Source organism: Actinacidiphila sp. bgisy167, from assembly GCF_965342175.1.
Classification (GTDB): Bacteria; Actinomycetota; Actinomycetes; order Streptomycetales; family Streptomycetaceae; genus Actinacidiphila.
Map to the genome: position 1 here is coordinate 1 of NZ_CBDRBL010000126.1, position 12,311 is coordinate 12,311.

Annotated in this window: 11 protein-coding genes; all 11 read left to right on the forward strand. The window is 72.5% G+C overall.

Annotated elements, in window-relative coordinates; genetic code table 11:
- Nucleotides 1-26: 26 nt before the first annotated feature.
- Nucleotides 27-806 (forward strand): ABC transporter ATP-binding protein, encoded by a 780-nt coding sequence (locus ACRWND_RS29145; protein WP_431954682.1) that lies wholly within the window; start codon nucleotides 27-29, stop codon nucleotides 804-806.
- Nucleotides 803-2,065: a hypothetical protein gene (locus ACRWND_RS29150; protein WP_431954684.1), complete on the forward strand. Its 1,263-nt coding sequence runs from the start codon at nucleotides 803-805 to the stop codon at nucleotides 2,063-2,065. The genes ACRWND_RS29145 and ACRWND_RS29150 overlap by 4 nt, the downstream gene beginning before the upstream one ends.
- A gap of 53 nt (nucleotides 2,066-2,118) precedes the next feature.
- Nucleotides 2,119-2,733, forward strand: coding sequence for a hypothetical protein (locus ACRWND_RS29155; protein ID WP_431954686.1), 615 nt, complete (start codon nucleotides 2,119-2,121; stop codon nucleotides 2,731-2,733).
- A 46-nt stretch (nucleotides 2,734-2,779) separates the two neighbouring features.
- Entirely contained in the window at nucleotides 2,780-3,463 is a 684-nt protein-coding gene (locus tag ACRWND_RS29160; RefSeq protein WP_431954688.1) for a spermidine synthase, read from the forward strand.
- Nucleotides 3,464-3,524: 61 nt separating this feature from the next.
- Complete coding sequence (locus ACRWND_RS29165; protein ID WP_431954690.1) at nucleotides 3,525-4,271, forward strand: response regulator transcription factor; 747 nt, start codon at nucleotides 3,525-3,527, stop codon at nucleotides 4,269-4,271.
- Complete coding sequence (locus ACRWND_RS29170) at nucleotides 4,268-5,365, forward strand: HAMP domain-containing sensor histidine kinase (protein WP_431954692.1); 1,098 nt, start codon at nucleotides 4,268-4,270, stop codon at nucleotides 5,363-5,365. Before ACRWND_RS29165 ends, ACRWND_RS29170 begins: the two co-directional genes overlap by 4 nt.
- Nucleotides 5,366-5,626: 261 nt before the next feature.
- Nucleotides 5,627-9,463, forward strand: coding sequence for a multifunctional oxoglutarate decarboxylase/oxoglutarate dehydrogenase thiamine pyrophosphate-binding subunit/dihydrolipoyllysine-residue succinyltransferase subunit (locus ACRWND_RS29175; RefSeq protein ID WP_431954694.1), 3,837 nt, complete (start codon nucleotides 5,627-5,629; stop codon nucleotides 9,461-9,463).
- A gap of 175 nt (nucleotides 9,464-9,638) precedes the next feature.
- Nucleotides 9,639-9,818 carry a DUF6104 family protein gene (locus ACRWND_RS29180; protein ID WP_431954696.1) on the forward strand — a complete coding sequence of 60 codons (180 nt, stop codon included), beginning with the start codon at nucleotides 9,639-9,641 and terminating at the stop codon, nucleotides 9,816-9,818.
- 214 nt (nucleotides 9,819-10,032) lie between these two features.
- Nucleotides 10,033-10,902: a DUF4097 family beta strand repeat-containing protein gene (locus ACRWND_RS29185; protein ID WP_431954698.1), complete on the forward strand. Its 870-nt coding sequence runs from the start codon at nucleotides 10,033-10,035 to the stop codon at nucleotides 10,900-10,902.
- A complete protein-coding gene (locus tag ACRWND_RS29190; RefSeq protein ID WP_431954700.1) occupies nucleotides 10,902-11,804 on the forward strand; it encodes a helix-turn-helix transcriptional regulator in 903 nt (300 codons plus the stop codon). Before ACRWND_RS29185 ends, ACRWND_RS29190 begins: the two co-directional genes overlap by 1 nt.
- Before the next feature lie 234 nt (nucleotides 11,805-12,038).
- Nucleotides 12,039-12,311 (forward strand): hypothetical protein (locus ACRWND_RS29195; RefSeq protein ID WP_431954702.1); only part of this gene is annotated, 273 nt, incomplete at its 3' end.

Genomic DNA, 12,311 nt, shown 5'->3' on the forward strand with positions numbered 1-12,311 from the left:
GGCCGGGGCATCCTCGGAGGCAACCGATGACCACCGCGTATCCCGTCAACGGCAGCGAGCTGACGGTCAAGCACCGCCGCACCACCGCTCTGGACGCGTTGGACCTGCGGCTCGGCCGCGGCGTCCACGGCCTGCTCGGCCCCAACGGGGCCGGGAAGACCTCCCTCATACGCGTGCTGGCCACGGTGGCCCCGTACCAGGGCGGGCGGCTGGAGCTGCTCGGCCACGACCCGACGACACATCGGGGGCGGACGGCCATCCGGCGGCGGCTGGGCTATCTGCCGCAGGAGTTCGGCTACTACCCGGGGTTCACCGTGCGCGAGTTCGTCGCCTACGCGGCCTGGCTGAAGGAGATGCCGGCCGCCGAGGTGCCCGACGCCGTCGAGCGGGCGGTGGCACGGGTCGGTCTGGAGGACCGGATCGACCGGCGGATCAAGACCCTCTCGGGCGGCATGGTGCGCCGGGTGGGCATCGCGCAGGCCATCGTCAACGACCCGGACGTGCTGCTGCTCGACGAGCCCACGGCCGGTCTCGACCCCGAGCAGCGGGTCGACTTCCGCGCCCTGCTGCGGGAGCTGGGCGCGCACGCGACCGTGCTGGTCTCGACCCACCTCGTGGAGGACGTGGCCGCCGCGTGCACGGAGGTGACGCTGCTGTCCGGCGGACGGGGAGCCTTCCGCGGTACGCCGCGGGAACTGGCGGCGGCGTGGGACGGTGAGGCTGCCGGGGACAGCCCGATCGAGCGCGGCTACAGCGCGGTGCTGAGGCGTCACCGCCTCCGGACGGGCCAGGGGGTCACGGCATGACCGCCCTCGCTCTGCGCCCGCCGGTGTCCCTCGCCCGAACCGAACTGCGGCGCGGCACGGGACCGTGGGCGGGCGCCGTCATCGCGGCCGTGGTGGCGTTCAACCTGTTCGTCCAGCGCTACCGGCTGGGGGACAACTGGACCGACGCGCAGCAGATGCTCCGGCACTTCAGCGTGCTGGCCGGCGGAGCGGTCGCGCTGGCCGCGGGGTGCTGGCAGGGCGGGCGTGAGCGCCGCTGCGGGACGGGCGAGCTGTTCGCGTCGGCGGCCCGGACGCCGCTTGCGCGGGCTCTGGCGGCGTGCCTGCCCGCCGTGCTGTGGCCGGTCTGCGGTTACCTGCTGCCGGCGGTGGCGGCCCTGGGGGCGATCTGGCCGTACGCCGGTTTCGGGCAGCCCTCCTGGAGCATGGTGTTCCAGGACGTCGTGTCGTTCGGCGCCCTGGGGGCGCTGGGCTTCGCGGTCGGCGGGGCGCTGCGGTGGCGGATGGCCGCGCCGCTTGTGGGCCTGGTCGGTTTCGTGGCGCTGGGCTACACCCAGAACGCCGATGGATCGGTCAAGTGGCTCACTCCGGCGGGCTACGGCTTCGGAGAGCGCCCCACGTGGGCGTTCGGGCTGCTGTGCGCGGTGTGGATGGCCGGACTCGCGGTCTGCGCGATGCTGGCCGGTCACGCACGGCGGCGGACGGTCGCCCTCGTGCCTCTGCTGGCGGCTGCCGTGGCGGCGGCGTTCCTTTGCCGGGGCGGCGAAGACCTGTGGCGGCCCGTGCCGGCCGCCTCCGCCCAGGTCTGCGGCTCGGGCACACCGGTGGTGTGCGTCCGGGCCGAACACGCCTCGGCCCTGCCCGCCGTACAGGCCGTGGTGGCCCGGATCGACGCCAGGCTCGACGGCGTGCCCGGCGCGCCCGTCCGCTACCGCGAGAGCGCTGCCTCGGAGAGCGCACCGTCACGGGAAGTCAGGTTCCAGCTTTACGGAGGGCTCTTCCGGAGCCGCCTCGGCGACAGCGACATGCTCTACCGCGACCTGGCGTACTTCGTGGCCTTCCGGAACTGCCCAGCTCGGTACACCGACCGCCCCGGCAACCCCGCCGCCGAGCATGCGGCGCTGAGCTGGCTGGGTGTGGAGCGACCCGTGACGGCAGCGGCGGAGACCCGGGCGGCCGACCGCCTGCGCGCCGCGTCCGCCGAACAGCGCCGGGCCTGGCTCGGACGCTATCTGCGCGCCGTCGGCTCCTGCGACACCGGCGTGGTCGAGGCGCCCTGAGCGCGGACCCCGCCGCGGCCCTCGCCCCACCCGCCCGAACCGATCGAGGAACCGTGAACCCCAGACCGACCCTTTTGTGCCTCTACGCCCGCTCACGCGGTCTGCCGGGAGCGGCGACCGCCCTGGCCGTGCTGCTCATCGCGAACTCCTGGATCGCGGGCTGGGTGATCGACCGCCCGCTCTTCGAGCGGACCAGCGGTGTGCCCTTGTTCGTCCTTCTGCCGATCCTGACCGCGGCGATCACCGTGGGCAGCCTGCACAGCCCCTCCGTCGAGCTGGACCGCTGCGCGCCGCTTCCATGGTGGCGCTGGCGCGCGGCGCACATCCTGACCGCCACCACCGCGTCCTGCTGTCTCGGCCTGGCGGCGCCGAACGCGGCATACGGCTTCGGCGCCGAGACGGCGATCCGGGGAGTCCTGGGCTTCACCGGCCTGGCCTGCGCCGGAGCCGTCCTGCTCGGTGCCCGCCTGAGCTGGGCGCCCCCGATGGTCTACGGATTGGGTGTCCTTCTCGCCGCCCCCCGGACCCCCGGCGGAGCGGCCGCGGTGTGGGCCTGGTCGATGCAGCCCGGCGCGCAGTCCGCGCCATGGGTGACGGCCGGCGCCCTCTTCGTGGGCGGGGTCGCCCTGGTGACGGTCCGGGGACCGGCCCGCGCCCGCGGGCACTGACACCCGGCCCGCCCCTCCCGCGGGACCGCCTCGTTACGCTGGGTCCATGTACGCGAACGATGAGGCACGACCCGTCACGCTCGACCGGCGTGACGGGCCGTACGGCGAGGTCGCACTGCGGCGCAGCGGCGGACGGTACGAGATCATCGCCAACGGCACCTTCCTGATGGACACCTCCGACGGACGCTCCGAGCGCCTGCTGGTCGACGCTGCGCTGGGCGCCCTCCCCGCGGGCCGGGCCGACCTGTCGGTGCTGATCGGCGGCCTGGGGGTGGGCTTCTCCCTCGCGCGGGCGGCGGCCGAGCCGCGGTGGGCGCGGATCGCGGTCGCCGAGCGGGAGCGGGCGGTGGTCGAGTGGCACCGCACGGGCCCGCTGGCGGAGTTCTCCGAGCACGCGTTGCAGGACCCGCGGGTGAGCGTGGTCGAGGGCGATCTGGTGGCGTATGTCCACGAGGCGGACGTGACGTACGACGCACTCTGCCTGGACATCGACAACGGCCCCGACTGGACGGTCACCGAGGGCAACGGCGGCCTGTACGGCCCGACGGGACTGGCGGCCTGCCGGGAGCGGCTCGAACCCGGCGGCGTACTGGCGGTATGGTCGGCGCAGCCGTCCGCCGCGTTCGACGACGCGTTGCGGGCGGCGCGGTTCACGCAGGTCCGGACCATTGAGATCCCGGTGGACCGGGGCGTTCCGGATGTCGTGCACCTGGCAAGAAAGCCCGCGTAGCCGCGGCGTCGCCCCGCCTCGTACGCTGCTGCGCAACGCACACGACCATGGGGGACCCCACATGGACAGCACACAGCCGACGACCGCCGACGCCGCGGCGGTGGCGGCCACTCCCGGGGCGCAGCGCCGCGTACTGGTGGTGGAGGACGACGCCACGATCACCGACGCCATTGCGGCGCGGCTGCGGGCGGAGGGCTTCCAGGTCCGCAGCGCGAGCGACGGCCCGGCCGCCGTGGAGACCGCCGCCTCCTGGCAGCCCGACCTCCTCGTCCTCGACGTCATGCTCCCCGGCTACGACGGCCTGGAGGTCTGCCGCCGTGTGCAGGCGTCGCGCCCGATCCCGGTGCTGATGCTGACCGCACGCGACGACGAGACCGACATGCTCGTCGGCCTCGGCGTGGGCGCCGACGACTACATGACCAAGCCCTTCTCGCTGCGCGAACTGGTCGCCCGGGTGCATGTTCTGCTGCGCCGCGTGGAGCGCGCCACGATCGCCGCCCGCGACCCGCGCGGCGCCAACATGCAGCTCGGCGACCTGGAGATCGACAACGCCCAGCGCCGGGTCCGGGTCCGGGGCGCCGACGTGCATCTGACCCCGACCGAGTTCGACCTGCTGGTCTGCCTGGCCCAGCAGCCGCGCGCGGTGCTCTCCCGGGAGCAGCTGCTCGCCGAGGTGTGGGACTGGGCGGACGCCTCCGGCACCCGCACCGTCGACAGCCACGTCAAGGCCCTGCGGCGGAAGATCGGCGCGGAGCGCATCCGCACCGTGCACGGCGTCGGCTACGCGCTCGAGACGCCCACGCCGTGAGCCCTTACAGCGCGCCGCGCCCGCCGAAGCTGCGGAAACGCGTCTGGGCCGCGCTGAGGCCGTACGACCCCTTCCGGTCGATCAAGGCGGCACTGCAGTACCTGGTGCTGGCCTCCGTGCTGATCACCACGGGCCTGATCATCGTCGCGATGCACTCGGCGACCGAGATCCGGATCATCACGATCTTCTCGATCATCGCCTCGCTGCTGATCTCGCAGCTGGTGGCGCACGGACTGACCGCGCCGCTGCGCGAGATGACCTCGGTGGCCAGCGCCATGGCGCGCGGCGACTACAGCCGGCGGGTCACCGCGGCGCGCCGCGACGAGGTCGGCGAGCTCGCCGAGACCTTCAACGGGATGGCCGCCGACCTGGAGGCCGTCGACCGGCACCGCAAGGAGCTGGTGGCGAACGTCTCCCATGAGCTGCGCACCCCGATCGCGGCGCTGCGCGCGGTCCTGGAGAACGTCGTGGACGGGGTGAGCGACGCCGACCCGGAGACCATGCGCACCGCGCTGCAGCAGGCGGAGCGGCTGAGCCTGCTCGTCACCCACCTGCTCGACCTCTCCCGGCTGGACAACGGCGTCGTGCCGCTGGACGCCAAGCGCTTCGAGGTCTGGCCCTATCTGTCGGCCGTCATCAAAACCGCCGGCCTCGGCCTGCAGGGCTCCCCGGCGCCGGGGAGCCGGGCGCGCAAGGACGTCCACCTGCACCTGGACGTCTGGCCGCCGGAGCTGACCGCGTACGCGGACGCCGAGCGGCTGCACCAGGTGGTCGCCAATCTGATCGACAACGCCGTCAAGCACAGCCCGCCCAGCGGCCGGGTCACCGTGCGCGCCCGGCGCGGCACCGGGCCGGGCAGCCTCGACCTGGAGGTCCTGGACGAGGGCCCGGGCATACCGGAGTCCGAGCGCACCCGCGTCTTCGAGCGCTTCAACCGCGGCACCGCCGGACCGGGCGACGGCGGAACGGGGCTGGGGCTGGCGATCGCGCGATGGGCGGTGGACCTGCACGGCGGACGCATCGCGGTGGCCGAGTCCCCCCGCGGCTGCCGGATCCGCGTCACCCTTCCGGGGTCCGCCCCGGCGCAGGCTTGACACCGGAGGCCGGGCCGGACGCAGGCCGAACGCAGGCCGAACGCCGCCCGCACACCGCCCGGGTATGCGGGCGGACGTTGCCAGAGGCAACCGGAGTAGTCGATTCAGCACCTCATTCCCGCCAAACTCCGCCTCGAAACCGTCTTTTCGATGTGACTTAGGCGACGACTGGGCTCCCCGCCTGCAGGAAACGCCCGGGTAGGCGTAGCCTTTATTTCCGCTGTCCATCACCTTGTGAAGCGGAAGAGGGCGGTTGCCGCCGTGTCGCCACACCCGAATAGCTCGAGCTCCCCCGACCTCCGGTCGGGCGGTACCCCCGGGACCGAAACCGATGGGCAGGGCCAGGGCCCTGCCGCCGGATTCGGGCCCAACGAGTGGCTTGTCGATGAGATCTACCAGCAGTACCTCCAGGACCCGAACTCGGTGGACCGAGCCTGGTGGGACTTCTTCGCCGATTACAAGCCGGGAGCGGATACGGGCTCCGCAGTCGCCTCGGGCCAGCCTCAGCCGGCCCCCTCAGCGCCGCCTGCCGCCCCTCCGGCCGCACCCGCTGCCGCGGCGCCCGCCGCGCCGCCGGTGACGCCTGCCGCCCCCGCGCCGGCGCCTGCCGCGCCCGCCGCTCCGGCCCCCGCCAAGCCCGCCGTGGTGAAGCCCACCCCGGCGCAGCCGCAGCCGACCGCCAAGGCGGCCCCGGCCACCGAGGCGCCGCAGGGCCCGGAGTACGTGACGCTGCGCGGCCCGTCCGCGGCCGTGGCGAAGAACATGAACGCCTCCCTGGAGCTGCCCACGGCCACGTCCGTGCGCGCCATCCCGGTGAAGCTGCTGTTCGACAACCGCATCGTCATCAACAACCACCTCAAGCGCGCCCGCGGCGGCAAGGTCTCCTTCACCCACATCATCGGCTACGCCATGGTGCAGGCGCTGAAGATCATGCCTGCGATGAACTGGTCGTACACGGAGAAGGACGGCAAGCCGACGCTGGTCAAGCCCGACCACGTCAACCTGGGCCTCGCCATCGACCTGGTCAAGCCCAACGGCGACCGCCAGCTGGTCGTCGCGGCCATCAAGAAGGCCGAGACCCTCAACTTCTTCGAGTTCTGGCAGGCCTACGAGGACATCGTCCGCCGCGCCCGCGTCGGCAAGCTGACGATGGACGACTTCTCGGGCGTCACGGTCTCGCTCACCAACCCCGGCGGCATCGGCACCGTCCACTCGGTGCCGCGCCTGATGCCCGGCCAGTCGGTGATCCTCGGCGTCGGCTCGATGGACTACCCCGCCGAGTTCCAGGGCACCTCGCAGGACACCCTGAACAAGCTGGGCATCTCCAAGGTCATGACGCTGACCAGCACCTACGACCACCGGGTCATCCAGGGTGCCGCGTCGGGCGAGTTCCTGCGCATCATGAACCAGCTCCTGCTGGGCGAGAACGACTTCTTCGACGACATCTTCAAGGCGCTGCGCATCCCCTACGAGCCGGTCCGCTGGCTCAAGGACATCGACGCCAGCCACGACGACGACGTCACCAAGGCCGCCCGCGTCTTCGAGCTGATCCACTCCTACCGGGTCCGCGGCCACGTCATGGCCGACACCGACCCGCTGGAGTACAAGCAGCGCAAGCACCCGGACCTGGACATCACCGAGCACGGGCTCACCCTGTGGGACCTCGAGCGCGACTTCGCGGTCGGCGGCTTCGCCGGCAAGTCGATGATGAAGCTGCGCGACATCCTCGGCGTGCTGCGCGACTCGTACTGCCGCACCGTCGGCATCGAGTTCATGCACATCCAGGACCCGCTGCAGCGCAAGTGGATCCAGGACCGCGTCGAGCGCCCGCACACCAAGCCCGAGCGCGACGAGCAGCTGCGCATCCTGCGCCGGCTCAACGCCGCCGAGGCCTTCGAGACGTTCCTGCAGACCAAGTACGTCGGGCAGAAGCGCTTCTCCCTGGAGGGCGGCGAGTCCGTCATCCCGCTGCTCGACGCCGTCATCGACGCGGCCGCCGAGTCGCGTCTGGACGAGGTCGTCATCGGCATGGCCCACCGCGGCCGGCTCAACGTGCTCGCCAACATCGTCGGCAAGTCGTACGCGCAGATCTTCCGCGAGTTCGAGGGCAACCTCGACCCGAAGTCGATGCACGGCTCCGGCGACGTGAAGTACCACCTGGGCGCCCAGGGCACCTTCACCGGTCTGGACGGCGAGCAGATCACCGTCTCGCTGGCCGCCAACCCCTCGCACCTGGAGGCGGTCGACCCGATCGTCGAGGGCATCGCCCGCGCCAAGCAGGACGTCATCGGCAAGGGCGGCACGGACTTCACCGTCATGCCGGTCGTCCTCCACGGCGACGCGGCCTTCGCCGGCCAGGGCGTCGTCGCCGAGACGCTCAACATGTCGCAGCTGCGCGGCTACCGCACCGGCGGCACCGTGCACGTGGTGATCAACAACCAGGTCGGCTTCACCGCCGCCCCGGAGTCCTCGCGCTCGTCGATGTACAGCACCGACGTCGCGCGCATGATCGAGGCGCCGATCTTCCACGTCAACGGCGACGACCCGGAGGCCGTGGTCCGCGTCGCGCGGCTGGCCTTCGAGTTCCGCCAGGCGTTCAACAAGGACGTCGTCATCGACCTCATCTGCTACCGCCGCCGCGGTCACAACGAGGCCGACAACCCGTCCTTCACCCAGCCGCTGATGTACGACCTCATCGACAAGAAGCGCTCGGTGCGCAAGCTCTACACCGAGTCCCTCATCGGTCGCGGCGACATCACCCTGGAAGAGGCCGAGCAGGTCCTGCAGGACTACCAGGGCCAGCTGGAGAAGGTTTTCACCGAGGTCCGCGAGGCGACCGCGCCGGCCGCCGCGCAGCAGCAGCAGACCCAGGCCGCCGGTCCGGAGTTCCCCGTCCCGGTGGACACCGCGATCAGCCCGGAGACCGTCAAGCGGATCGCCGCCTCGCAGGTCAACATCCCGGAGCGGATCACCGTCCACCCGCGTCTGCTGCCGCAGCTGCAGCGCCGCGCTGCCATGGTCGAGGACGACACCATCGACTGGGCCATGGGCGAGACCCTCGCCGTCGGCTCCCTGCTGATGGAGGGCACCCCGGTCCGCCTCGCCGGCCAGGACTCCCGCCGCGGCACCTTCGGCCAGCGGCACGCCGTCCTGGTCGACCGGGAGACCGGCGAGGACTACACCCCGCTGCTCTACCTCTCCGAGGACCAGGCCCGCTTCAACGTCTACGACTCGCTGCTCAGCGAGTACGCGGCGATGGGCTTCGAGTACGGCTACTCGCTGGCCCGCCCGGACGCGCTGGTCGCCTGGGAGGCCCAGTTCGGCGACTTCGTCAACGGCGCCCAGACCGTCGTCGACGAGTTCGTCAGCTCGGCCGAGCAGAAGTGGGGCCAGACCTCCGGCGTCACCCTGCTGCTGCCGCACGGCTACGAGGGCCAGGGCCCCGACCACTCCTCCGCCCGCATCGAGCGCTTCCTGCAGCTGTGCGCGCAGAACAACATGACGGTCGCGGTCCCGACCACCCCGGCGAACTACTTCCACCTCCTGCGGTGGCAGGTCCACAACCCGCACCACAAGCCGCTCATCGTCTTCACCCCGAAGTCGATGCTGCGTCTGAAGGCGGCGACCTCGAAGACGGCGGAGTTCACCTCCGGCCAGTTCCAGCCGGTCATCGGCGACCCGCACTTCACCTCCGGCGCCGGCCGGCCCGAGGACGTCCGCAAGGTCGTCTTCTGCTCCGGCAAGGTCTACTACGACCTCGTCGCCGAGCGGGAGAAGCGCGGCGCCTTCGACACCGCCTTCATCCGCATCGAGCGCCTCTACCCGCTGCCGGGTGCGGAGATCCAGGCGGCCCTGGCCCCCTTCACCAAGGCCCAGAAGTACGTCTGGGCCCAGGAGGAGCCGGCCAACCAGGGTGCCTGGCCGTTCATCGCCCTCAACCTGATCGACCACCTCGACCTGGTGCTCGGCGCCGCGCCCGACAACGCCGACCGGCTGCGTCGTGTGTCGCGTCCGTCCTCCTCGTCGCCGGCGGTCGGTTCCGCCAAGCGGCACCAGCAGGAGCAGGAGCAGCTGGTGCACGAGGTCTTCGAGCTCTGACGCCCGAAGCGCCCGACGCCGTACGCGGGGGCCCCGCACTCGTCGAGTCGAGTGCGGGGCCCCCGCGCGTCCGCGGACCGCGGGGCGCGGTCCGCGGGGGCAGCCCCGGGAGCGGTCCGCGGGAGTACCTATCCTGGCCTGGTACGTCACCCTTCGACCCTGACCGGAGCACCCCTTGTACTTCACCGACCGCGGCATCGAGGAGCTGGAGAGCCGGCGCGGCGAGGAGGAGGTCACCTTCGAGTGGCTCGCCGAGCGGCTGCGGGAGTTCGTCGACCTCAACCCGGAGTTCGAGATCCCGGTGGAGCGGCTGGCGACCTGGCTGGCCCGGCTCGACGACGAGGACGAGGAGTGAGCGCACACCCCGCGCCCCTCGCCCATCCGTCCCTCGCCCGTCCGTCCCTCCCCCAGCCGGTCGTCCGGCCGCGGTGACCTCGGGGGGCGGAGGCCCGGCGCGCGGGGTTCCCTTGACTTCCGCGTCACGCGATATATCGTGTCTATCGAGAGACGCGATATGTTGCGTTGTCGGCGGTGTCCCGGGGTGCCCGGGTGCCTCGGAGGAGGGCGAGATGAGCGGAACACCCGACTCGCGGGAGTGGACGGTCACCGAGCCGCACAAGATGGTGTTCGACGGGAGCGTCGACACCCTGCACGTGCGGATCGTCAACGGGGCCGTCAACGTGGTCGGCGTCGAGGAGGGACCTGCCCGGCTGGAGGTGAGCGAGCTCGACGGCCCGCCGCTGATCGTGTCCCACGAGGGGGGCACGCTCACCGTCAGCTATGAGGACCTGCCTTGGAAGGGCCTGCTCAAGTGGCTCGACCGCAAGGGCTGGCGGCGGCACGCCGTCGTCTCGCTCGCGGTCCCGCAGCGCACTGATGTGTCGGTCGGCGTGGTCGGGGCGAGCGCCGTGGTCTCCGGTATCTGCGACCGCGCCACCGTGCGGGGCGTCAACGGCGACATCACCCTGGTCGGCCAGGCCGGACCGGTGACCGCCGAGACGGTCGCGGGGAACGTGGAGGCCCAGGCGGTCTCCGGCGACCTGCGCGTCAACACCGTCTCGGGCGACCTGACCGTGGTCGAGGGCAACGGCGCCAGCGTCAAGGCCGACTCGGTCAGCGGCAACATGGTGCTCGATCTGGACCCGCGCAGCGGCGCCGACGTCCGCCTGACCTCCGTCTCCGGTGAGATCGCGATCCGCATCCCCGACCCCGCGGACGCCGAGGTGGACGCCAACACCACCAGCGGCCACGTCAGTTGCGCCTTCGACGAGCTGCGGGTGACCGGGCAGTGGGGCGCCAAGCGGATCTCCGGCCGGATGGGGACCGGCGGCTCCCGGCTCAAGGCCACCACCGTGTCGGGTGCGATCGCGCTGCTGCGCCGCCCACCGCGGGAGGACCACGGACCCACGGACGCGGACCCGTTCCGGAAGGACGTCTGATGGCCCCCGTCTTCGCCCACGGCCGGCTCCGCCTCTACCTGCTGAAGCTGCTGGACGAGGCGCCCCGCCACGGCTACGAGGTGATCCGGCTGCTGGAGGAGCGCTTCGACGGCCTGTACGCCCCCTCCGCCGGAACCGTCTACCCGCGGCTCGCAAAGCTGGAGAAGGAGGGCCTGGTCACCCACTCCACCGAGGGCGGCCGCAAGGTGTATTCGATCACCGACGCGGGCCGCGCGGAACTCGCCTCGCGCAGCGAGGAGATCGTTGATCTGGAGAACGAGATCCGCGACTCCGTCTCCACGCTGGCCGCCGAGATCCGCGAGGACGTCCGCGGCGCGGCGGGAGACCTGCGGCGCGAGATCCGGGCGGCAGCGCAGCAGGCGGCGCACAGCCGGCCCGCTCCCTCCCCGGCCGACTGGAAGGAGCAGGTGCGCCGCTCGAAGGAGGAGATCCGGCAGGCCCGCGAGGAGGCCCGCTCCGCCAAGCGCGCCGCCCGGGAGGCCCAGGACGCCGCCAGGGTCGAGATGCAGCGCATCGCACGCCGCGTCCAGGAGGAGGTCCAGGACCACGTACGGCGCGGCGACTGGCAGACCGGCGTCCGGGAGGGGCTGGCGGAACTCACCCGCGAGCTCGGCCAGTTCGGCCGCGCCGCCACCTGGCCGCCGCAGGGAAGGCCCGAACCCGCGCAGGCGCCCGAGTGGGCGGCCGAGGACGCCGCCGCGACCGGGGAGCCGGCCCGCGACCTGGAACGCCTGCTGGACCGCTTCCGCGACGACGTCCGCGACGCCGCCCGCGACAACGGCGTGGACGCCGAGCAGCTGCGCGAGGTACGCCGCCACCTGTCCACCGCGGCGGCCCACATCGGTGTCGTCCTGCGCGGCGGGCGCCAGGACCACCGGTAGCCCGGCGGAGCGCCGCCCCACCCGGTGCGGGGCGGTGCCGCACGCGGAACGCGCGTCACCGCAGCCCTTGCGCGCCGGTGTCGCGGTGCGAGCCGGACCCGTGCCCCGGACCTGTACCAGGGGCGGGTACGCCCCCCTTGCGCCGCCCCGGCGCACCGTCTGGCCGGAGGGCGTGGGGAGCACCGGCGGCACCGCCTCTGGCGCCGCGGGCGCACGCGGGTACATGATTCGCCGGTGAAGATCGCCATGTGGGCCCTGGTGTGCCTTGCCCTGCTGTGGACCGTCATCCCCGGCGTGGCGGCCCTCACCGCCGGTCGGGTGCTCGCCTTCCGGCCCGACCGGGTGCTGCGCCCCGCGCTGTGGGGCACAGGGCGGCTGTGCCTGGCCGCGGGCGCCGTCCTGGCCGGTCTGATGAGCCGCTTCACGGTGGCGGTCGGGGACGTCCTGGGTGGTGCCGTGCTGGTGTGCCTGCTGGCCCATGCACTGTTCTCCCGGCGCTCGAGGCAG